Origin of the sequence: Undibacterium sp. MH2W, assembly GCF_049340215.1 — a bacterium.
Lineage (GTDB): Bacteria > Pseudomonadota > Gammaproteobacteria > Burkholderiales > Burkholderiaceae_D > Undibacterium.
The window spans coordinates 324,939-345,485 of the sequence record NZ_JBMPPA010000004.1 but is presented as its reverse complement, the minus strand read 5'-3'; the positions used below and the strand labels follow the sequence as shown (position 1 = coordinate 345,485).

Annotated in this window: 20 protein-coding genes, 2 tRNA genes and 1 pseudogene; 19 read left to right on the top strand and 4 right to left on the bottom strand. The window is 47.2% G+C overall.

Annotated elements, in window-relative coordinates; translation table 11 throughout:
- The first annotated feature begins 5 nt into the window (after positions 1–5).
- Positions 6–845 (top strand): LytR/AlgR family response regulator transcription factor, encoded by an 840-nt coding sequence (locus ACO0K2_RS12175; RefSeq protein ID WP_423019397.1) that lies wholly within the window; start codon positions 6–8, stop codon positions 843–845.
- 88 nt (positions 846–933) lie between these two features.
- On the opposite strand, the gene nadB is transcribed toward ACO0K2_RS12175, so the two are convergent.
- On the bottom strand, positions 934–2,544 hold the full coding sequence (gene nadB, locus ACO0K2_RS12170) for an L-aspartate oxidase (RefSeq protein WP_423019102.1): 1,611 nt from the start codon (positions 2,542–2,544) through the stop codon (positions 934–936).
- A gap of 114 nt (positions 2,545–2,658) precedes the next feature.
- Positions 2,659–3,876, bottom strand: coding sequence for a formate-dependent phosphoribosylglycinamide formyltransferase (gene purT / locus ACO0K2_RS12165; RefSeq protein WP_423019100.1), 1,218 nt, complete (start codon positions 3,874–3,876; stop codon positions 2,659–2,661).
- A gap of 328 nt (positions 3,877–4,204) precedes the next feature.
- Between purT and ACO0K2_RS12160 the strand changes: the two genes are divergently transcribed.
- The 13 genes from ACO0K2_RS12160 (at position 4,205) to ACO0K2_RS12100 (ending at position 15,163) form a co-directional block, all read left to right on the top strand.
- On the top strand, positions 4,205–4,477 hold the full coding sequence (locus ACO0K2_RS12160; RefSeq protein WP_162018311.1) for an HU family DNA-binding protein: 273 nt from the start codon (positions 4,205–4,207) through the stop codon (positions 4,475–4,477).
- A gap of 48 nt (positions 4,478–4,525) precedes the next feature.
- Positions 4,526–4,601, top strand: a tRNA-Val gene (locus tag ACO0K2_RS12155).
- 21 nt (positions 4,602–4,622) lie between these two features.
- Positions 4,623–4,699, top strand: a tRNA-Asp gene (locus tag ACO0K2_RS12150).
- Between the two features lie 472 nt (positions 4,700–5,171).
- Positions 5,172–7,094 (top strand): SurA N-terminal domain-containing protein, encoded by a 1,923-nt coding sequence (locus tag ACO0K2_RS12145; protein ID WP_423019098.1) that lies wholly within the window; start codon positions 5,172–5,174, stop codon positions 7,092–7,094.
- A gap of 215 nt (positions 7,095–7,309) precedes the next feature.
- Positions 7,310–8,749 carry a cytochrome-c oxidase, cbb3-type subunit I gene (ccoN, locus tag ACO0K2_RS12140; protein WP_423019096.1) on the top strand — a complete coding sequence of 480 codons (1,440 nt, stop codon included), beginning with the start codon at positions 7,310–7,312 and terminating at the stop codon, positions 8,747–8,749.
- Between the two features lie 39 nt (positions 8,750–8,788).
- Complete coding sequence (gene ccoO, locus ACO0K2_RS12135) at positions 8,789–9,406, top strand: cytochrome-c oxidase, cbb3-type subunit II (RefSeq protein ID WP_423019094.1); 618 nt, start codon at positions 8,789–8,791, stop codon at positions 9,404–9,406.
- 45 nt (positions 9,407–9,451) lie between these two features.
- On the top strand, positions 9,452–9,598 hold the full coding sequence (locus tag ACO0K2_RS12130) for a cbb3-type cytochrome oxidase subunit 3 (protein ID WP_423019092.1): 147 nt from the start codon (positions 9,452–9,454) through the stop codon (positions 9,596–9,598).
- 2 nt (positions 9,599–9,600) lie between these two features.
- Positions 9,601–10,608 (top strand): cytochrome-c oxidase, cbb3-type subunit III, encoded by a 1,008-nt coding sequence (ccoP, locus tag ACO0K2_RS12125; RefSeq protein WP_423019090.1) that lies wholly within the window; start codon positions 9,601–9,603, stop codon positions 10,606–10,608.
- 24 nt (positions 10,609–10,632) lie between these two features.
- Positions 10,633–12,045, top strand: coding sequence for a cytochrome c oxidase accessory protein CcoG (ccoG, locus tag ACO0K2_RS12120; RefSeq protein ID WP_423019088.1), 1,413 nt, complete (start codon positions 10,633–10,635; stop codon positions 12,043–12,045).
- Between the two features lie 8 nt (positions 12,046–12,053).
- Positions 12,054–12,590, top strand: coding sequence for a FixH family protein (locus ACO0K2_RS12115; protein WP_423019086.1), 537 nt, complete (start codon positions 12,054–12,056; stop codon positions 12,588–12,590).
- Between the two features lie 128 nt (positions 12,591–12,718).
- The gene (locus ACO0K2_RS12110) at positions 12,719–12,976 is read left to right on the top strand and encodes a hypothetical protein (protein WP_423019084.1); all 258 of its coding nucleotides are present in this window, start codon (positions 12,719–12,721) and stop codon (positions 12,974–12,976) included.
- A 14-nt stretch (positions 12,977–12,990) separates the two neighbouring features.
- A complete protein-coding gene (hemN, locus tag ACO0K2_RS12105; RefSeq protein ID WP_423019082.1) occupies positions 12,991–14,394 on the top strand; it encodes an oxygen-independent coproporphyrinogen III oxidase in 1,404 nt (467 codons plus the stop codon).
- A 4-nt stretch (positions 14,395–14,398) separates the two neighbouring features.
- Positions 14,399–15,163 (top strand): sulfite exporter TauE/SafE family protein, encoded by a 765-nt coding sequence (locus ACO0K2_RS12100; RefSeq protein WP_423019080.1) that lies wholly within the window; start codon positions 14,399–14,401, stop codon positions 15,161–15,163.
- Positions 15,164–15,202: 39 nt separating this feature from the next.
- Here the strand turns inward: ACO0K2_RS12100 and ACO0K2_RS12095 are convergent, their stop codons facing one another.
- Complete coding sequence (locus ACO0K2_RS12095) at positions 15,203–15,559, bottom strand: flagellar basal body rod C-terminal domain-containing protein (RefSeq protein ID WP_423019078.1); 357 nt, start codon at positions 15,557–15,559, stop codon at positions 15,203–15,205.
- Between the two features lie 55 nt (positions 15,560–15,614).
- Between ACO0K2_RS12095 and tnpB the strand changes: the two genes are divergently transcribed.
- The 5 genes and pseudogenes from tnpB (at position 15,615) to ACO0K2_RS12070 (ending at position 18,233) form a co-directional block, all read left to right on the top strand.
- Entirely contained in the window at positions 15,615–15,785 is a 171-nt protein-coding gene (gene tnpB, locus ACO0K2_RS12090; protein WP_423019076.1) for an IS66 family insertion sequence element accessory protein TnpB, read from the top strand.
- A gap of 293 nt (positions 15,786–16,078) precedes the next feature.
- Positions 16,079–16,336: pseudogene (locus tag ACO0K2_RS12085) on the top strand (transposase domain-containing protein); the annotation flags it as partial.
- 536 nt (positions 16,337–16,872) lie between these two features.
- Entirely contained in the window at positions 16,873–17,115 is a 243-nt protein-coding gene (locus ACO0K2_RS12080; protein ID WP_423019074.1) for an S-adenosylmethionine decarboxylase, read from the top strand.
- Entirely contained in the window at positions 17,112–17,807 is a 696-nt protein-coding gene (locus tag ACO0K2_RS12075) for a pyridoxamine 5'-phosphate oxidase family protein (protein WP_423019072.1), read from the top strand. The genes ACO0K2_RS12080 and ACO0K2_RS12075 overlap by 4 nt, the downstream gene beginning before the upstream one ends.
- Positions 17,808–18,071: 264 nt before the next feature.
- Positions 18,072–18,233: a hypothetical protein gene (locus ACO0K2_RS12070; RefSeq protein ID WP_423019070.1), complete on the top strand. Its 162-nt coding sequence runs from the start codon at positions 18,072–18,074 to the stop codon at positions 18,231–18,233.
- Between the two features lie 195 nt (positions 18,234–18,428).
- On the opposite strand, the gene ACO0K2_RS12065 is transcribed toward ACO0K2_RS12070, so the two are convergent.
- Positions 18,429–20,396, bottom strand: a complete 1,968-nt coding sequence (locus ACO0K2_RS12065; protein ID WP_423019068.1) for an MASE3 domain-containing protein — start codon at positions 20,394–20,396, stop codon at positions 18,429–18,431.
- Between the last annotated feature and the right edge of the window lie 151 nt (positions 20,397–20,547).

Sequence of the window (20,547 nt, the reverse complement as noted above, 5' to 3'; positions counted from 1 at the left end):
TCATGATGGTAGATCAACGAAAAGCAACTGCATTAATTGTCGACGACGAAGCGCCCATGCGTGACTATCTTCGTACGGTGCTTGCTAACGCTTGGCCAGAGTTGATCATCATTGGCGAAGCGGCCAATGGGATTGCGGCAATTGAAGAGGCAGATCAATTGAAACCTGATCTCATCTTTTTGGATATCCGGATGCCTGGCAAGAATGGCCTTGAAGCAGCATTGGAACTGACACGCCAATCGCAAGTGGTTTTTGTCACCGCCTACAATGAATACGCGGTCGACGCATTTGATCGCGGTGCGGTAGATTACTTATTAAAACCAGTCGATCCAGAGCGCCTGCAAAAAACGGTGCTACGTTTACAGGAGCGGTTAGCAGAAAAAAGGGCGCAAACCGCCACAACGAACAATGTGAAGGTAAGCGATGATGAGATGAATCATGCTGCGCAAAGTCAGCAGATGAAGCAATTGCTGCAGCAGATCATGGCGCAGCAACTTCAACAAGTCGCGCCGCCACGACAATATCTTCGCTGGATACAAGCAAGTGTGGGCAACGCTCTACGGATGATTAGTACCAACGAAATTGTGTTTTTCAGGTCAGATGATAAATACACCTTGGTGCAAACTGATCAGGCGGAATATCTGATCCGGAAAACATTAAAAGAGTTAGAGGATGAACTCGACCCAGATGAGTTTTGGCGCATTCACCGATCAACACTGGTGCGCGTAACGGCCATTGCCGAAGTGACGCGTGATTTCAAAGGGAAGCAGATGTTAGGGTTGAAAGGGCGAAGCGAAAAGCTAGAAATTAGCCGTAATCACGCCTATTTGTTCCAGCAAATGTAAAAAAAGACCGGACGTGAGCCGGTCATTTTTTCATGCATCGCGGAGGAAGGCTCCGCAGAGCGAAGTCCTTGCCACCTTTACAGCGCCTTTAATTCTTTCTACGCTTCGGAGAAAGAACGGTAGGAAGCGCCTTGGGTAAGGTGTCTGGGTAATCACGGCTATAGTGGAGTCCGCGACTTTCTCGACGTCCTAGCGCACTGTTGACAATCAATGACGCGACTTCGACCAGATTACGTAACTCGAGTAAGTGATTCGTAATGCGGAAGTTAGCGTAATACTCGTCGATTTCTTCTTTTAAAAGGCGGATGCGGTGTTTGGCGCGTTCTAGGCGTTTTGTGGTGCGAACGATACCGACGTAATTCCACATAAATCGACGCAATTCATCCCAGTTATGAGCAATCACGACTTCTTCATCCGCATCGGTTACCCGGCTCTCATCCCAATCCGGGAGCGCAAGCGGCGAGGTGCGTTCTTGATTTTCGATATGTTTCGCTGTGGCGCGTCCGACAACCAAGCATTCCAATAAGGAATTGCTGGCCAAACGATTCGCGCCATGTAAGCCTGTATAAGCCGTTTCACCAACAGCATACAATCCCGGTAGATCAGTTCGACCATCGGTATCTGTCACAATGCCACCGCAGGTAAAGTGTACTGCAGGCACGATAGGGATGGCTTGTTTTGTGATGTCGATACCAAATTCGAGGCAACGCGCATAGATCGTAGGGAAATGTTCTTTTAAGAATTCAGGCGATTTATGGGTGATGTCGAGTTCGACATAATCCAAACCACGTTTTTTCATTTCAAAGTCGATCGCCCGTGCAACGACGTCACGCGGAGCAAGCTCAGCGCGCTCATCATGCGCCAACATAAAACGTGTTCCTGCTGCCGCGCCTGCCTCAGGTGGGAGGCGTAAAATGCCGCCTTCACCACGCACGGCTTCTGTGATCAAAAATGATTTTGCATAAGGGTGATAGAGGCAGGTGGGGTGGAATTGAATGAACTCCATATTGCTGACCCGGCATCCTGCGCGCCACGCCATCGCGATGCCGTCGCCTGTCGCTGTATCTGGATTGGTCGTGTATAAATAGACTTTTCCAGCGCCACCCGTCGCCATGACGGTGTGTTGTGCCGAGAAGGTATCGACTTTACCCGTTTTCACATCTTGGACATACAAACCAAGGCAGCGTGGTGTCGGTGATTTATCGCCCAATTTTGCCGATGTAATCACGTCGATGGCGTAGTGATGTTCAAACAACGAAATATTGGGGTGATTGCGAACTTTTTGTTCCAGGGTGACCTGGACGGCATGTCCGGTCGCATCGGCTGCGTGGATGATGCGTCGTTGGCTGTGACCGCCTTCACGTGTTAAGTGAAATCCGAGTTCCGCTTCTTCGTCGCGGGTAAAAGGGACACCTTGTTCGATGAGCCAATCGATGGCTTCGCGACCATGTTCGATGATATAGCGTGTCGCACCTTCATCACATAAGCCGCCGCCTGCAATCAGTGTGTCAGAAATGTGTTGCTCATGGCTATCATGAGAGTCAAGAACTGCCGCGATACCACCTTGCGCCCAATTACTGGCACCATCAAGGAGCTCGCGTTTGGAAATAATAGCGACTTTACGTGTTTGTGCCAGATGCAGCGCGACTGATAAGCCAGCCAAGCCGCTGCCGACGATGGCAACATCAAAATTCTTCATTGTTATCTGCTTTAATTTTGCGACGAAATCGTGAATGCGGAAGCGAGGTCTTTATTTTTTTTGGGGAGGGCTATTTCGCCCCCCTTGTTCGCTGCCGGCTATTGTACCGGATAGTTATTTTTTGGTGCCCAGAACAGGTTTAACCTTGGCTGCAGCCGCTTTTGCTAAGCTTCTTGCGGTGTCCGTATCATTTGCTTTCGCTAAGGCGACACCCATGCGACGACGCGCAAAGGATTCAGGTTTTCCGAATAAACGAATATCCGTGCCCGGTACCTGCAAGGCTTCTGCAACGCCTTCAAATGCAATCCCTTTTGCTTCGTGCTGACCGTAGATCACCGCTGATGCAGCGGGTGTCGATAGGCTGACGTCGACTGGTAATCCCAAAATCGCTTTTGCATGAAGTTCAAATTCGTTTTGTACCTGGCTCGCCATCGTGACCATCCCGGTGTCGTGCGGCCGTGGACTAACTTCAGAGAACCAGACCATCTCGTTTTTGACGAATAACTCAACGCCAAAGAGACCGAGGCCTCCCAAATCATCTGTAATTTTTTTAGCGATGTCACGTGCGCGCTCCAATGCGACGGGATGCATTGCCTGCGGCTGCCATGATTCGACATAGTCACCATGGACCTGAACGTGACCGATCGGCTCACAGAAATGCGTTTCGATCGCACCGTCCTTGCCTATTGCGCGTACAGTCAATTGGGTGATTTCATAATCGAAATCGATAAAACCCTCGACAATCACACGTCCCGCATTGACGCGACCACCCGCTGCTGCGTAGTTCCAAGCGGTCTCTACATCTGCCGCGCTATCTAATTTTGATTGTCCTTTCCCAGAGGAGGACATGACTGGTTTGACGATGCAAGGAAAGCCAATCTCTGTGCAAGCTTGTTGGAGTTCTTCGAGGCTATCAGCAAAACGATATGGGGAGGTCGCCAATCCAAGTGTCTCGGCGGCGAGGCGACGGATACCTTCGCGGTTCATCGTCAACCAAGCTGCACGTGCTGTAGGAATAACACGGACTTCGCCGGCGTTTTCTAATTCGACCAGCTTGGGAGTTGCAATGGCTTCGATTTCCGGCACAACCAAGTCAGGTTGTTCTTTCTTGATTAATGCGGCCAGCGCATCACCATCCGTCATATCGATGACATAAGCGCGGTGGGCTACTTGATGTCCAGGCGCGTTTTCGTAGCGGTCTACGGCAATGACTTCGATTCCCAGACGCTGCAGGGAGATAATCACTTCTTTACCAAGTTCACCAGATCCAAGGAGCATGACTTTGGTGGCAGAGGGAGAGAGTGGTGTGCCTAACTGCGTAATTGTTTTCATAGGAGCGTCTAATCAAGATTGAATGGATTGCACTGCAAAAAATCATCGCAGCGTTCTGCGTGCGATATACCTCCGTCTTTACCGAGGAGAAAATTTTCGCATAAGCAGTCGCATTCCACCTGCGTGGAAGCGGATAAAAATGAAATTATACTGAGTAAATCAAAATTTATTCTGGACTTTGCTGCGATTCGATGCAAACCGCTTGACACAAGGGTTTGCGGCTTGTTTTAATACGAGACGCAGACTTCCTGCTTGCCGTGCTTGGTGGTAGACCATTAAATAATCGAATACATCGACGCGAATTCAAATTTTTGTGAGGGAGCTTTAAGTGAATAAAACTGAGTTGATCGATCATATTGCGAAAACAGCGGACATTTCTAAAGCGGCTTCGTCCCGCGCCCTGGACGCATTGATCGGTGCCGTAAAAACGACCCTGAAGAAAAACGGTACAGTAACTTTGGTTGGTTTTGGTACCTTTTCTGTTGGTAAACGTGCAGCAAGAACTGGTCGTAATCCACGTACTGGTGAAGCAATTAAAATCAAATCTGCGAAGGTTCCTAAATTTAAACCTGGCAAAGCTTTGAAAGATGCGGTAAACTAATGCTCTTTCGCGCTGCGGTGACTAGCGGCGCGGGGTTGATTTCGGTGCGGGCGCTTAGCTCAGTTGGTAGAGCGGAGCCCTTACAAGGCTTAGGTCGGGAGTTCGAGCCTCTCAGCGCCCACCAGATAAAACCAAGATGTATTTAGGAGTGGTAGTTCAGTTGGTTAGAATACCGGCCTGTCACGCCGGGGGTCGCGGGTTCGAGCCCCGTCCGCTCCGCCAAGTTAAATAAAAAACGAGTTGCTGATGCAGCTCGTTTTTTTTTGCCTATTCGGGATGCTTGGGACTGAAAAATTAGTAATTTTATTGGTTATTTTTTAATTTTTTACTGGGTTGCGGTCTTCATCGACCTCCCCAGCGTGTCTTAACGTGCGGGAATGACAGTCGTTTCGCGCCATCGATCGAAAAAATGCGCAATTCCTTTTTAATATTATTGACTACAAGTAGAACTATGGCTAAAAGACTGCTAAAATCTTTGCTCGTTTAGTATTGCTAGCAGCATGGATTGATTTTGATGTGTGCCTGTTTGCTTTTTTGAGTGGTGTTGCTAAGTCCTTGATTATATTGGGGGAGAGCTGAAATTCACGAATTTCCCGTCGGCTCCGCCAAAAAATCGAGAAGGCGAACGAAAGTTCGCCTTTTTTTGTATTCGCAATTTTGAGATTGTTACTCTTAGTCCTACGATCGGTTGAACATGTTTGAATATATTCGTACCCATCAGCGTTTAATGCAATTTTTATTGTTGCTGATTATTTTTCCTTCGTTCGCTTTCTTTGGTATCGAAAGCTATACCAGATCGCAAGCTGCGGCTGGTGCAGCCGTCGCAACGGTGGCTGGACAACAAGTCATGCAGGCTGAGCTTGATGCCGCTTTACGTGATCAACTGGATAAATTCCGCCAATCGTATGGTGCGCAATTTGATCCGAAATTGATGAATACGCCAGAAGTAAAGCAAAACGTTCTCGATGAATTAATCGCGAGAAAAGCGGTGGCAGCAGAGGTGAAAAGCAATAAGTTGCTGATTACCGATCAGATTTTGCAGCAGGCCATTCTGGCGACACCTGGCTTGGTCAAAGCCGACGGTACTTTTGATGCTGATAAATACAAAGCAATTCTCGCCTCTCGCGGCATGTCGCCTGCGATGTATGAGCAAAGTCTGCGTCAGGATATGGCATTGGAGCAATTGATCAATGCGGTACAAAATACGTCGATCGTTCCAAAAACGGTTGCCGAGCGGTTTGCTATGATCAGCGAGCAAGAGCGTGAGGTACAGGCCTTGACGTTTAAAGCGTCTGACTTTACCTCTCAGGTCAAGATTACGGATGAAATGGTCAAAGCGTTTTACGATAAAAACGCGGCACAGTTTGAAATTCCTGAAATGATCAAAGCGGAGTATGTTGTCTTGAGCAACGACGTGTTGGCTGATCAAGTCACGGTGACTGACGCTGAAATTCAAGAGTTTTACAAAAACAACACCAAGGCTTACAGCGTTGACGAACAGCGTCGTGCTAGCCATATTTTGATCGCCGTTGGAAAAGATGCGAGCGCGGCAGACAAAGAAAAGGCGAAAGCGAAAGCGGATGCGTTATTAACTGAATTGCGTAAAAACCCGTCGGCATTCGCAAAATTGGCAAAAGAAAATTCTCAAGATCCTGTTTCTGCTGAACGTGGCGGTGATTTGGATTTCTTTGGCAAGGGTGCGATGGTCAAGCCATTTGAAGAAGCTGCTTTCAAGTTGTCCAAAGGTCAGATCAGTGATGTTGTTCAATCCGATTTCGGTTTCCACATCATCGAAGTGACAGATATCAAGCCTGCAGTTGTGAAACCATTGGAAGACGTGAAGGCGCAAATCGCTGCTGATATTAAGAAGCAAAAAGCATCGAAGGCGTACGCTGAGGCAGCGGAAACATTTGGCAACATGGTGTACGAACAGTCCGATAGTTTGAAAGCAGTCGCCGACAAACTGAAGCTCAAAATCGACACTGCGGATCAATTAACGCGTCAAGGTAACCCGGCTGCACCAGCGACCAACCTGACGAATAATCCCAAGTTCCTGAAAGCGATCTTTGCGGATGATGTTGTGAAGAAAAAACACAACACCGAAGCGATCGAAGTGGCACCAAATACGATGATCGCCGGTCGCATGGTGGAATACAAGCCAGCAACGAAGCGCCCATTGGATGAAGTGAAAGCGATGATCGTTGCACGTCTGACGCAGACTGAAGCAGGTAATCTTGCTGAGAAAGAAGGTAAGGCCAAGCTTGCTGCATTGAAACAAGCCGATGCCACAACAGGTTTCTCTGACGTGAAAGTAGTGTCGCGTGCTAAACAGCAAGATCTTCCGGCGCAGGCAATGTCGCAAATCATGAAGGCAGATACACAGAAATTGCCAGCATTTGTGGGTGTTTCTTTGGGCGATGCTGGTTATGCGGTGTACCGTATCTCCAAGGTGAATGCAGGTACTCCTGACCCAGCGAAACGTGCATCAGAGGGTGCGCAAGTGGCGAACTTGCAGTCCCAACAGGATTTGCTGGCCTATATTGAATTACTGAAAAAGAAAGCCAAAGTGACGGTGAATAAAGCAGCATTAGAAGCACCAACACAGCCAGTGCAATAACCAAAGAGTTTCTTTTCCATGATGTAAAAGCGGTGCCGATATGGCGCCGCTTTTTTTTGCGTAAAGCCATTTCGCAGACTATTCTTGATTTGTTGTCATGACGCCCGTGCTGTGGCGCCAGACTCCTTAGATTTTGGCAACATTTGATGTGTATCAATGTAGCAAAGTAGGGCGGTTGTTATTCTGGCGGTGTATTTTTACAACAGAGTGAGATCATGACGATAACTAAAGAAAACACATACAACTATCGGGTTGTACGCCAATTTTCAGTCATGGCTGTGGTTTGGGGAATAGTCGGCATGCTGGTAGGCGTGGTGATTGCGACTCAACTGGCCTGGCCTGAATTTTTAACAGGTATTCCCTGGCTCAGCTATGGTCGATTACGACCGCTGCACACCAATGCGGTGATTTTTGCATTTGGTGGTTGTGCATTGATGGCAACGTCGTATTACGTGGTTCAGCGTACTTCCAACGTTCGCTTATTTTCTGATGCACTCGCAGAATTTACGTTCTGGGGGTGGCAGTTGGTGATTGTGGCCGCTGCGATTACTTTGCCGTTGGGTTATACCCAGGGTAAAGAATATGCAGAGCTGGAATGGCCAATCGATATTCTGATTGCGGTTGTGTGGGTTGCCTACGCGATTGTGTTTTTTGGCACGCTCGTCAAACGTAAGGTAGAGCACATCTACGTGGCGAACTGGTTCTACGGCGCATTTATTATTGCTGTTGCTGTATTGCATATCGTCAATAGCGCTGCTGTACCAGTTACTTTCTTGAAATCCTACTCTGCTTATTCTGGCGTGCAAGATGCCATGGTGCAGTGGTGGTATGGTCATAATGCGGTTGGTTTCTTCTTGACGGCAGGCTTCTTGGGCATGATGTACTACTTCATCCCAAAACAAATCGAACGTCCTGTCTATTCCTACCGCTTGTCGATCGTTCACTTTTGGGCGTTGATTTTCACCTACATGTGGGCGGGTCCGCATCATTTGCACTACACCGCATTGCCTGACTGGGCGCAGTCGATTGGTATGGTGTTCTCGTTGATTTTGTTGGCACCATCTTGGGGTGGTATGGTCAACGGCATCATGACCTTGTCTGGCGCTTGGAGCAAGCTGCGTTCTGATCCGATCTTGCGTTTCCTCATTGTGTCTTTATCGTTCTACGGTATGTCGACATTTGAAGGACCTATGATGGCGATCAAAACAGTGAACTCTTTGTCTCACTATACTGACTGGACAATTGGTCACGTGCACTCAGGTGCCTTGGGCTGGGTTGGCTTTATCTCGATCGGTAGTTTGTACTATCTGATTCCACGCTTGTTTGGTCAGACACAAATGTACAGTAAGCGTCTCATCGAGGTGCATTTCTGGGTCGCGACGATTGGCGTTGTGTTGTACATCGCGTCGATGTGGATTGCCGGTGTGATGCAAGGCTTGATGTGGCGCGCAGTGAACGAAGACGGTACGTTGACTTACACCTTCGTTGAAACTGTGAAAGCAACTTTCCCTTACTACGTGATCCGTTTGACCGGTGGTGCAATGTACCTCAGTGGCATGTTGATCATGGCCTATAACGTAGCAAAAACGTTGATGGGTGCCAAACCGATCAATAACGCGATTCCTGCCTTGCCTGCTGCTCATGCGCATGCATAGTTAGCAGAAATAGTCAGAGAAATCAAAAGGAGAAGTTTGATGCGTAATTTTACTCATGATCTGATTGAGCGTAACGTTGGCTTGATGTTGATCCTGGTCATCTTGACGATCAGTGTCGGCGGTCTCGTAGAAATCGTTCCGCTGTTTTTTCAGAAAACAACCACGCAGCCAGTACAGGGGTTGAAACCTTACACCCCATTACAACTAGCAGGTCGCGACATTTATTTGCGTGAAGGTTGCTATGGCTGCCACTCGCAAATGATTCGCCCATTCCGCGCAGAAACAGAGCGTTATGGTCACTATTCTGTTGCGGGTGAGTCAGTGTATGACCATCCATTCCAATGGGGTAGTAAGCGTACTGGTCCTGATTTGGCACGTGTTGGCGGTCGTTACAGCGATAACTGGCACCGTGATCACTTAACGGACCCTCGTTCGGTTGTGATCGAATCCAATATGCCTGCGTATCCTTGGTTAGGCAAAACGCAGTTGGTTCCAGCGGATATCGTGCCTAAGCTCAAAGCAATGAAAACCCTCGGTGTTCCATACACCGATGAAGAAATTGCTGCGGGTCCTGCTGAACTGGAGAATAAGACCGAACTGGATGCGTTGATCGCTTACCTGCAAGTCTTAGGAACTGCAATTAAAAACAAAAACTAAGAAAAGTGTTTCCTTGGACTATCACTTTTTGAGAAGGGGAAAATTATGAATTTCACGATCCTAAGCAGTGTGGTGACGGTGATTAGCATGTTTGTGTTCTTGGGCATCGTCTACTGGGCGTTCAGCTCCGGTAACAAGGAGCGTTTCGAGAAAATGGCTCGGTTGCCAATTGAAAATGAGGATGGGAAATAGTCATGGCTGATTTCTTTAGTGAATGGTGGGGCATCGGGATATCGATCGTTGTCGCCATCAGTATGGTTGCCTGTGTGGTGTTGTTGTGGTCGCAATCCAAAGTGAAGGTCAAGATCGGTACTGACGGTAAGCCTTTGCCTGCAGAAACGACGGGCCACGTGTGGGACGGCGACTTGATGGAGCAAAACAATCCCTTGCCACAATGGTGGAAGTGGTTGTTTTATCTGACCATTATTTTTGGCGTCATTTATCTGGTCGCTTACCCAGGCTTTGGTGCACGACAAGGTGCCTTGGGTTGGAGTCAGGTCAATGCCTATGAAAAGGAAATGAAGGACGGCGAAGCACAATATGGTCCGATCTTTAATAAATATCTGGCGATGGATATTAAAGATGTTGCCCGTGATCCACAGGCACATGAAATTGGCCAGCGTTTGTTCTTGAATACCTGCTCGCAATGTCACGGCTCCGATGCACAAGGTGGAAAAGGCTATCCTAATCTGACCGATAACGACTGGTTATACGGTGGTGATCCGAAAACGATCGAATTGACGATCACGGAAGGTCGCCATGGTCAGATGCCTCCAATGGGTGCTGTCATCGGTACGGATGATGATGTACGTAATGTGGCGAACTATGTGTTGAGTCTCTCTGGCTCTGCGCATGATCCGATCAAAGCAGCGATTGGTAAGCCTAAATTCGCAGCATGTGCAGCTTGTCACGGCATTGACGGTAAAGGTAACCAGGTCATCGGTGCACCTAACCTGACAGACAAGATCTGGCTCTATGGTGGCGACATTAACACCATTATGGAAACCATTAACAAAGGTCGTAACAACCAGATGCCAGCGCATAAATCGATCCTGACACCAGGAAAGATTCATTTGTTAGCTGCTTATGTGTGGAGTTTGTCTAATACCGGTGCTGCAAAAGTCTCTGACGCAGATACCGCTGCATTAAAACAAATTTCTGCCGCTACACCTGCTACGGATTCGACTGCTGTTGCGAAGTAAGTATTATTTAAAAAGAAGTAAAAAATGAAACAAATCCCCATTATTCCGGTGCCGATCGAGGAAGCTGAGCTTGCCTTATTTGAAGAGCGTAAAAAGATTTATCCACGTTCCCAGAAAGGTTGGTTTGCTTCGCGGCGCTGGATAATGGTGGCATTAACACAGTTGCTGTTTTATGGCACTGTCTGGCTGAACTGGAATGACCGGCAGGCGGTGTTGTTTGATCTCGTATCGAGAAAATTCTATATATTTGGCCTCGTATTCTGGCCACAAGATTTCATTTATCTGGCGGTACTTCTCGTCATTTCGGCACTTTCTCTCTTTTTATTTACAGCGATTGCTGGCCGCTTATTTTGCGGCTATGCCTGTCCACAGACAGTGTATACGCAGATTTTTTTATGGGTGGAAAGTAAGGTCGAAGGCGATCGCAATGCGCGGATAAAGTTGGATGCGTCTCCGCTGACGGCGCATAAATTCTCTCTGAAATTCGTTAAGCATTTTATTTGGCTCTTAATCGGCTTGTGGACCGGGTTCACCTTTGTCGGTTATTTCACGCCAATCAAGCAATTAGCCATCGAAATCGGTCAATTGACACTCGGCCCTTGGGAAACGTTTTGGTTATTGTTTTACGGTTTTGCCACCTACGGCAACGCGGGCTGGTTACGTGAGCAGGTCTGTAAATACATGTGTCCTTATGCACGTTTTCAAAGTGCGATGTTTGATAAAGACACCTTAATCGTCACCTACGATACTGAGCGGGGCGAGCCTCGTGGATCGCGTAATAAGAAAGTCGATTTCAAGGCAAAAGGTCTTGGTTCTTGTGTTGATTGCAGTATCTGTGTTCAAGTCTGCCCAACGGGTATTGATATCCGTAACGGCTTACAGTATGAATGTATTGCTTGCGGTTTGTGTATTGATGGCTGTGACCAGGTGATGGATAAGATGGGCTACGAGCGCGGTCTGATTCGTTATACGACGGAGCATGCCTTAACCCGCAAACTGGATCAAAAAACCATGTGGGCTCGGGTTTTCCGTCTGCGTACCTTGATTTATTCCGGTATTTTGAGTCTCATTATTTTGGTGACCGCGATCTCTCTGTTTTACCACGTTCCACTGAAGGTGGATGTGATCCGTGACCGCACAATGCCGAAGATTACTGATACGGGTGCGATTGAAAATGTGTATCGTCTTCAGGTGATGAATACGCAAGAGTCTGCCCGTCACTACGCTGTTGAGATTGTCGGTTTGCCAGGTGCCATCATCCTCAATAACGAAGTCGTGGATGTGAAATCCGCCAATGCGACGGCGGTACCGATTCGTGTCCGTGTCCCTGCAAACGTCTTGCAGCCAGGATCGAACCGTATTCGTTTTGAAATTAAAGATCTAGATGACCCCAAAGTGAAAGTCATTGAAAAAGCTGTATTTTTAGTACCACGATAGGAGATGCAATGAACAACGTTCTAACACTGAAGAAAAAAGATAAATGGTACCAAGAACCTTGGTTGCTCCTGGTGGTCGGCGGCCCATTAGTCGTCGTTTGTGCAAGTATCTTTACCGGTGCGATTGCATTTATGGGGTCGGACAAGGTCGTCGCTGAAGACTACTACAAGCAAGGTCTGATGATTGATAAAGATATTCAGCGCGATGCCAAAGCAAGAGAATTGAAGATGGCCGCAACGCTTCAGTTCGATGCGTCCAGCAATAAAATCCGCATGACACTCAGCGGTAGTGGTACGTTTCCAGACTCTCTGCAGCTCAGCGTTGCCAGTGCGGCATCTGATGGGATGAATGTAGCAGAAATTATCCGTAGACTACCAATGCTCCAAGTGAGTCCGGGCGTCTATGAGGGCGACTCGAAATTGATCTCCAATATATCCTCTAATTCTGTTAAATTGTTTCATCTCAAGTTAGAAGCGTCTGACTGGAGATTAACAGGCGATTGGTTTGAGCCAGAGCAAAAGGTTGCGCAGCTAAGAGCGTCATAATGGCAGCGCTTCCCTTAGATTTGTTAACTGGCAAGTTAAAGGGCTGGTAGAAGATTGCTTCAGTGAGCCATGACAACGCTGGCGCAGTTTTCCATCAGTCCTCATAAAATCACTAGAAGGGGACGAGAATGGAACATACGATGTCGGTTCACCGCAAAGCACCTTTGCGACCCATGTTAATGATTGTGTTGTGGCCTGCATTTTTAATGGCCTGCGCTGCGACCGGTTTGTTTTTCAGTCTCGTCGATCCGATGGAGCTGATTGTGTTAGACGAACGACTGCAAATGCATATTTCGGGCGTCTACACAGTGGGCTTTTTTGCATTTTGGTTGCTCGGAATTCTTTCTAGTGGTTTGACTGCCTTACTTGTGCAAAAAGCTCACTAGAATCGACCCATTTTATGAACACCACGCCATCAGCTGTTTTTCCTGCGATTGAAATACCTGAAGAATTAATTCGTCGTTTCGATTCTTTTGGTCCGCGATATACCTCGTATCCAACTGCAGACCGGTTTCATACAGAATTTACAGCTGATTCCTACATTGCTTATCTCACGCAACGCAGCAGTCTGGCCAACAAGCCGCCGCTTTCACTGTACATCCATATCCCGTTTTGTGCGTCACTTTGCTACTACTGTGCATGTAATAAAGTGATTACTAAAGACCGTAGTCGGTCCGCGATTTATCTCTCGTATCTCGAAAAAGAGTTACAGATGGTGACGTCGCATCTCACTACGCGTGAAGCGTTGAGTCAGTTGCATTTAGGTGGTGGTACGCCGACATTTCTGAGCCACGATGAAATGCGCCAATTGATGGCTATGCTGCGTCAGCATTTTGATTTTACCGAAGATGCCGAGATTTCGATTGAAATCGATCCTCGCACCGTCACGTCTGAAACGTTAGAGATGTTGCAGGAAATTGGCTTCAACCGGACGAGTCTTGGTGTGCAGGATTTTGATCCAGAGGTGCAGAAAGCGGTACACCGCATCCAAGAGTTTGACATGGTCGCACACACCATCGAGGAAAGTCGCCGCTTTGGCTTTACGTCGATTAACTTTGACCTCATCTACGGTCTTCCAAAACAGTCATTAGCAAGTTTTTCAAGAACGCTCGATCAAGTCATTAGTTTGTCACCGGATCGGATCGCGTTATACAACTACGCCCACTTGCCAACGCGCTTCAAGCCGCAACGTCGAATCGCAGAAGCCGATTTACCGACAGCTGAACAGCGCCTTGAGATTTTCCTGATGTCCTTGCGTCGGTTATTGGCAGAAGGTTATGTCTATATTGGGCTTGATCACTTTGCTAAACCAGACGATAGCCTTGCCAAAGCAACCTTAGACGGTAGCTTGCACCGCAATTTTCAGGGTTATACAACCCGGTCCGATTGCGATCTGATTGCACTTGGCTTATCTGCGATCGGCAAAGTAGGGAATTCTTACGTACAGAATGTACGGACTCTGGATGAATATTATGCTTGCCTTGATCAGGGCAAATTGCCTGTGGAAAAGGGCTTTGACCTCAATCAGGATGACCTGATGCGTCGTCAAATCATCATGGACATGATGTGCAGTACAGGCGTGAATTTCAAAGCCGTTGAGGGGCAGTTCGGGATTTCTTTTGCTGATTATTTCGATGCGGAAATGAAGCAGATGCAGGCGTATGCCACACAAGGCTTAGTTGGTATTAATGACGCTGGTATCCACGTGTTACCGAAAGGGCGTTTGTTTGTCCGAGCTTTCGGGATGGCGTTTGATGGCTACCTAGCGAAACAAACGACGGCCAACTATTCTCGATTAATTTAAAACGATGCTGACCCTGCCTCTGGCGCTCGCTGCTCTCACTGCCGGTGTTGCTGGCGGTGTACACTGTGTTGGGATGTGCGGTGGCATTTCTATCATGCTGAATCGGGCGGGAACGCGCCCCTTTAAAACCATCCCGATTCAAATTGCCCCAGAGACCGCGCAAGCAGACATTGCCATGGCGACACGCGGTACGCTGCTTTTTCAGATGTTGCTCCAATCTGGTCGTATATCGACGTACATGTTGATTGGTGCCTTGTTTGGCGGCATCGGAAGCGCGGGGTTGGTGCTGCGCCCTAGCTTGCTGACCCATCAAATATTGTTTTTTGTCGGCAATCTTGCCTTAGTGGTGCTAGGACTCCGGGTGCTTGGTGTTCAACTTCAGTTTCAATGGTTGAGTAGGTACTTTGCCACATTCCAACAAGCGATAATGGGTCGATTTCCCGCCCTGAAAAATGGCGTCCGGTATCCCTTTCTGACCGGAATGGCGTGGGGGTGTTTGCCCTGTGGATTGCTCTATAGCGTGATCCCGTTCTCGCTGTTGTCTGGCGACTGGTTTGCAGGGGCGATGTTAATGCTGTTATTTGGATTGAGTGCCTTGCCGCATTTGTTATTGAGTCAAGGTCTCTTTGCGATCGCAGAAAAAAGGCGCGCACCGATGTCAATCAGATATGTTGGTGGCGTGCTGCTTGTTGCGATTGGCTTACTCGGGTTTTGGTATGTCGACATGCATGAGATGCCGTCGTTTCTATGTATCATGCCCGCCGCCTAGCGGGCCTTCAACAAAGTCGTGTTGACCGTTTGGCCATGCCTATGCTTTGAGGTCGACCAATGTGCCTAACACTTGATCCGCTGTCTTCACCACCTGAGCATTGAGTTTAAAGGCATTGGCATATTGAATCGAGTTCACAGTGTCAGATGTCAGATCGGTACCACTTGGTGCCTCTGACGAGGATGACGATGACGCAGTTGCGCCAGATGCCGCAGCGGCACCCGCCTGACTGATATTCACCGTGACGCCATTGGGTGATCGCTCTTCAAAATTGGCGACTTCAGGTCGATAACCATTGGTACTGCTATTGGCGATGTTATTCGCAGAACTATCCAGTGCTTTCGCATTGGCGATCATTCCTGACAAGCCACTACTAAGTGAAGAAATAGACATCATGAACTCCTTATAAGGCACAACAGTTGCCTCGTTACATGAGTAGCATAGTGCTTTTTTGACGATCTCGCTAAACGATTTTCGTTATTTCACTATTTTCTCAGTTTTATATTATTTGTTTGTAATCATCGCCCGCCGCGCCACTCAAATTAAGGTGTTGTACTTTGACCGCAACGGCCTATACGTCTGGAGCGAGAGGCTGGAACAAGGTCGTCTTCTCAGCGACTGATCCCATGTCACTACCCGTGAAATGGACTGGAGCAGCTTGAAATTATTATTGGAAGGTATTAAGCCGCAGCGGCAGCGCCTACGCTGTCGGCAACGTCCTGTAACAGACGTATCCTGAAGTAAAAGCAGCTTTCTCGCGTCGCGTATTTCGCTATGATTTCGTTATGCATCCGACACCTTCTCCCTCCCCATTGGCACAACAATCCTCCTTCTCGGAACCGGTGGAATTACTGGCATTTGTCGGTAAGCTGCAACAGAAAATCGTCACTTTGCTCCGGCAAGTCGCCTGGTTCGATGGGCCGGCGGAACTGGCTGTTTGCTTGGACCGAACTCTGTGCCAAACACATCGGCATCGTGCAAAGTTTGCTGATGACCTGTCGTCTGCACGACATCAACCCTTACGACTACTTCGTCGATGTCTTGCAACGCATTGATTAACAGCCGGCAGTGCGGGTCGAACAACTCACACCATGGCGCAGGAAAAAATGCTACGTCAGCAACCCGCGACGCTTCGACCTGCAGCTCATCAGAGAACGCCAGGCGGGTCAATAACGCTAGTTACTTATCGCTCACCATCATTTCACCTAATCTTTATGCTCATTGATCAGAGTATGAGTCTCGAAAAATTGCCAGAATTTTTAACGTTCATTACTGCCGTGTTAAATGAAAAATGACGTTGCGGGACGTATGCGAGCAACGCCGTATCCATTTGAGTTAATAGGATTAGGAGAATATTTTAGTGATCTAGCGGATGCCTATCATAAGCATATTGAGTTTTGCCGTTTTGTGGTCTAAGTCGAATCGAAACATCGAATTGCGACTAGAACGCTACTTGCAAGTGCTTTTGTATATGCGACTCAACAGTATTTAGGCGTCATTGCGGCTTGCCGTACTCCACAAAAGAGACTTTTTGAGAGTTTTGGATTATGAGTAATTAATCAAATTCTAATTATTTTGCCGGAGCGACAAAACGGAGCTTATTGGATGTTAGAAGGGATTTGCGATGATATCTCTCACGCGATTTTAAAACGCGACACAGTTCAAAAACTGAATTGATATTTATTTACTTGAAAAGGGAGGACTTGACTATGAATGAAAACTTAATTGATTTTGATGGTGTTTTTAAACAATCATATCCAGAGAGTAACTATATAGCAGTTGATATATTTACTTGTGGTCGCGATCCTGGAAATACTGGAACTGAATTGAGTGAACGATTAGGAGTAATGAAATATTCTTCTCATTTCATAAAGCGTGGTTCACAGGCTATTGCACATAGTTATCAGAAGATCAGTCATGAACGGTTTAATAGACAATCGGAAATGGCATGACTATGGAAAGTTCTGACGCATTTTATACTGTACAGAAAGAATATCAGGTAAAGCGAATCGCTGAACGTGCCCACTATAACAAAAACGATGTCAATGCGATCATTGATGCCAGCTATTTGTGCCACATTTCTTTCATGCAAAATAGCAAGCCGACCGCTATTCCAATGGCTTGTTGGCGTAATGGTCAATATATATATTTCCATTCGGCCAATAAAGGGCGATTGAGCAAGCTATTAATAGGAATGGAAGTCTGTATTTCAATTGCCTTGTTTGATGGGCTAGTTCTTGGACACAGTGCATTTAACCATTCTTACAATTTTCGTTCAGTTGTTATCCATGGCCAAGTTGAAGAGGTGGAGGAGATCTATAAAGAAACAGCAATGCGAGATTTTATGGATCATATTTTACCTGGGCGGTGGTCTGATATCAGGCCTGTAAAGGAAAAAGAACTACGTGCAATTACAGTGATGAGAGTTAAATTGGATCAGGTCGCGGGGAAAATCCGCGATGAATTTCCAGATGACGAAGTGGATACCCCAGACTTCCCGACCTGGATTGGGGTAATCCCAGCTGTAACGCAGTTTTCAGCGCCTGATGCAGACCCTGACCGTAATAAGACATGCGTAACTCCGGAGTATATTGAGGGATATACTGGCATCGATACCCATCTCGCACAATATCGGAAATCATAAGAGTGACGATATCGAGTGTTGTATTGAGCGATACAGCACTCGATGATATCTATACGGCGGCGAGTGCAATTGGGTAATTGAATATGTATGAGGGGTGTTATTCGCAATATGTTATTGATAATTTAATTATTGCTGTTATTTCTGTAAATCCATTTTGTCAGTTTGAGGGATTGTTTGCACAAAGTGGGCTTCTCCCCAAAACACAAGAAACTCCATCCGAGATTGCTGGGAGAGTTTTACACCTTTAGTTTAAAAAAAATTCAAATGATTGCTACGCATTTACGCTTAAAAATCATCGTAACGGTTGTTATTATTTTGACCGCCGGTGCCTCTTGGCTGCGCATCAAACCACCTGCATTATTCAAGTTCGGCTCCAACTTTACTGCCAAATTCGTCCGCTCCAATGATTTCTTAGCCAACTGGTAACTGGTTCGGTACGTCTGAATAGGGCGACGATGATGCAGCAGATGCCGCAGCTGCACCCGCCTGACTGATGTTCAACGTTACATCATTGGGTGATCCCTCTTCAAAATTGGCGACTTCAGGTCGATAGCCATTGGTGCTGCTATTGACGATCTCGCTAAACGATTTTCGTTATTTCACTATTTTCTCAGTTCTATATTATTTGTTTGTAATCATCGCGTTGGTCTGGGTGTGTAAAGGAAGCTCGATGTACAAGGTGGTACCTTCATCTTCGTCACTGACGACATGAAATTCTCCCTGCATTGCCTTGACCCGTTCACGCATGCCCACCAGACCAAATGATTGTGTTTTTTGCATGTCGACTTCGTCGATTCCCTTGCCGTTATCGTTAATCGTAAAATTGAGTTTGTCGCTGGAACGGTGAAATTCAATCTGAACGCAGGTCGCTTCAGCGTGGCGAGCGACGTTGGTCAGTGATTCTTGAACAATCCTGAAAATTGCCGTGCTGCGTTCATCATCCAGTGTCAAGAGCTCTTCGGTGGCTATCAGTTCGCAATCGATCTTATGCCGTTGCGAGAAGTCTTTTTGCAATGTTTGTAGCGCAAAAAATAAGCCACCTTCATCGAGTGCCCTTGGTCGTAAATCTGTGGCGATCCGGCGTAGAGTGGTAATGGCGGTCAAAATCAACTGATCCATGCTTTTGATGGTGAGCTGATTGGTTTCAACAAGTTGTTGATCTCTTTGTAATAGTGATAAGTCCATGCGTAATGCGGCAAGTAACTGCCCTAAATCGTCATGGAGTTCACGCGCAATATGCTTGCGTTCTTCTTCACGGATACTTTGCAGCGTATTGGATAATTGGCTGAGTTGCGCGTGATAGGCAGCCATTTTTTCTTTAGCAATTTTCCTATCAGTGATATCTCGGAAAATCACGGTATAAAAGCGTTCACCTTTTTCCATTTGATGCGCAATGGACGCTTCAATCGGGAACTCTTCACCATCCGCTTTACAGCCTGTGACGTAAAAATCTTCGTAATGAGTTCCCATTTTTCGACGAGTTGTCCCTGCTTCACCAAATTGCTTCATATGGTTGCCGTGATTGTGGCGATGTCGCATTGGAATCAATTGACTGAGCGGTGCACCGATCAAGCTGTTTGCCGGATAACCAAAAATAACGGCTGCTGCTGGGTTGGCAATGACGATGATCTGTTTTTCATTCACAGTAATAATGCCGTCGATTGCCGTATCAATCATTCGACCAAGTCGTTCGCGTTGTACAGTTAATTCTTCGGTAGATGCCACCAAATTAGCGGTTGTCTCGATTAACGCAGCATATGGCGTGTGAATATTCACAGCCACCATGCTGCGGTAAATGGCAAATGCGGCCAATACCTGTAATGAATGACCGATGACGATGTCAATATCACTGGTTGACGAGTAGAGTGAGAAATAGACCTCAGACATCGCCATGAGCGTACTGGCAAGAAATAAGGGGATTCGGTCAATATGCAAATGCTCGGCAGATTTATCGGTTTCGAAGCGCAGTGCGTGTTTATAAAATAGCAATGCTGTTATGCAATTGACGGCGACTAGACCCATTTCATAGAGCACCTTAAAGGAGGTTTGTCCTTGGTGTTCTACAAACGTCAGGGGGAGCCATTCTGGTAAATTAAAGATGATCGTCGTGATTGCTGCGGTGAACGCTAGTCCAATCGCTAGCACTAGGTATGACTGCTTTCGTCCTATATCCGCGTCGATGGGGTCCAATGAAAGCCCAAGCAATGTCACGGCAACGATTGAGCGTGAAACCAGCCAAAAACTGAGGGATTTATGCATATCCACAGCTGTCTCAAAGCCAGGCATCCCCTGGAACGAAATCGAGTGAAAAAATCCCAAGATAGCAGTGCAGAGAAACGCTACCGCGAGAATAGCACTGCTTTTTTTTCTGGTATCCCCAAATGCGTTCCAGCAGACGATAAAGACCGACGCAAAAATGACGATAGTGACGGTTTCCAAAAACGTATGCACTGGCAATGGGTGCGGCACACTGAGGAAGGAAAGCTGCGCATGTCCGACCCACATTGCCGCAGAGAGGGCAAGTAAAACAAAGGTCAGCCAGCGGGCGCGCGTAAGTCTTAATCCTGCAAGAGAGTTGGTATGGAGCATGGGAAACATCGGGTTAATTGGGTAAAAATGCTAACAACAGTGCTGGCCTTGTTCAACTGCGTAATCTGCGTCATCAATCTCCGTCAACAATCAGCTTAAGAGGGCATGATCGCTGTTGTTCATTCTGATGCAATATCAGACTAGGCGGGTT

What these genes read in the sequence shown, in the direction of transcription:
- ACO0K2_RS12175 (WP_423019397.1), top strand. Translation starts at nt 6, where the DNA reads ATGGTAGATCAACGAAAAGCAACTGCATTAATTGTCGACGACGAAGCG.
- nadB (WP_423019102.1), bottom strand. Translation starts at nt 2,544, where the DNA reads ATGAAGAATTTTGATGTTGCCATCGTCGGCAGCGGCTTGGCTGGCTTA.
- purT (WP_423019100.1), bottom strand. Translation starts at nt 3,876, where the DNA reads ATGAAAACAATTACGCAGTTAGGCACACCACTCTCTCCCTCTGCCACC.
- ACO0K2_RS12145 (WP_423019098.1), top strand. Translation starts at nt 5,172, where the DNA reads ATGTTTGAATATATTCGTACCCATCAGCGTTTAATGCAATTTTTATTG.
- ccoN (WP_423019096.1), top strand. Translation starts at nt 7,310, where the DNA reads ATGACGATAACTAAAGAAAACACATACAACTATCGGGTTGTACGCCAA.
- ccoO (WP_423019094.1), top strand. Translation starts at nt 8,789, where the DNA reads ATGCGTAATTTTACTCATGATCTGATTGAGCGTAACGTTGGCTTGATG.
- ACO0K2_RS12130 (WP_423019092.1), top strand. Translation starts at nt 9,452, where the DNA reads ATGAATTTCACGATCCTAAGCAGTGTGGTGACGGTGATTAGCATGTTT.
- ccoP (WP_423019090.1), top strand. Translation starts at nt 9,601, where the DNA reads ATGGCTGATTTCTTTAGTGAATGGTGGGGCATCGGGATATCGATCGTT.
- ccoG (WP_423019088.1), top strand. Translation starts at nt 10,633, where the DNA reads ATGAAACAAATCCCCATTATTCCGGTGCCGATCGAGGAAGCTGAGCTT.
- ACO0K2_RS12115 (WP_423019086.1), top strand. Translation starts at nt 12,054, where the DNA reads ATGAACAACGTTCTAACACTGAAGAAAAAAGATAAATGGTACCAAGAA.
- ACO0K2_RS12110 (WP_423019084.1), top strand. Translation starts at nt 12,719, where the DNA reads ATGGAACATACGATGTCGGTTCACCGCAAAGCACCTTTGCGACCCATG.
- hemN (WP_423019082.1), top strand. Translation starts at nt 12,991, where the DNA reads ATGAACACCACGCCATCAGCTGTTTTTCCTGCGATTGAAATACCTGAA.
- ACO0K2_RS12100 (WP_423019080.1), top strand. Translation starts at nt 14,399, where the DNA reads ATGCTGACCCTGCCTCTGGCGCTCGCTGCTCTCACTGCCGGTGTTGCT.
- ACO0K2_RS12095 (WP_423019078.1), bottom strand. Translation starts at nt 15,559, where the DNA reads ATGATGTCTATTTCTTCACTTAGTAGTGGCTTGTCAGGAATGATCGCC.
- ACO0K2_RS12080 (WP_423019074.1), top strand. Translation starts at nt 16,873, where the DNA reads ATGAATGAAAACTTAATTGATTTTGATGGTGTTTTTAAACAATCATAT.
- ACO0K2_RS12075 (WP_423019072.1), top strand. Translation starts at nt 17,112, where the DNA reads ATGACTATGGAAAGTTCTGACGCATTTTATACTGTACAGAAAGAATAT.
- ACO0K2_RS12070 (WP_423019070.1), top strand. Translation starts at nt 18,072, where the DNA reads ATGATTGCTACGCATTTACGCTTAAAAATCATCGTAACGGTTGTTATT.
- ACO0K2_RS12065 (WP_423019068.1), bottom strand. Translation starts at nt 20,396, where the DNA reads ATGCTCCATACCAACTCTCTTGCAGGATTAAGACTTACGCGCGCCCGC.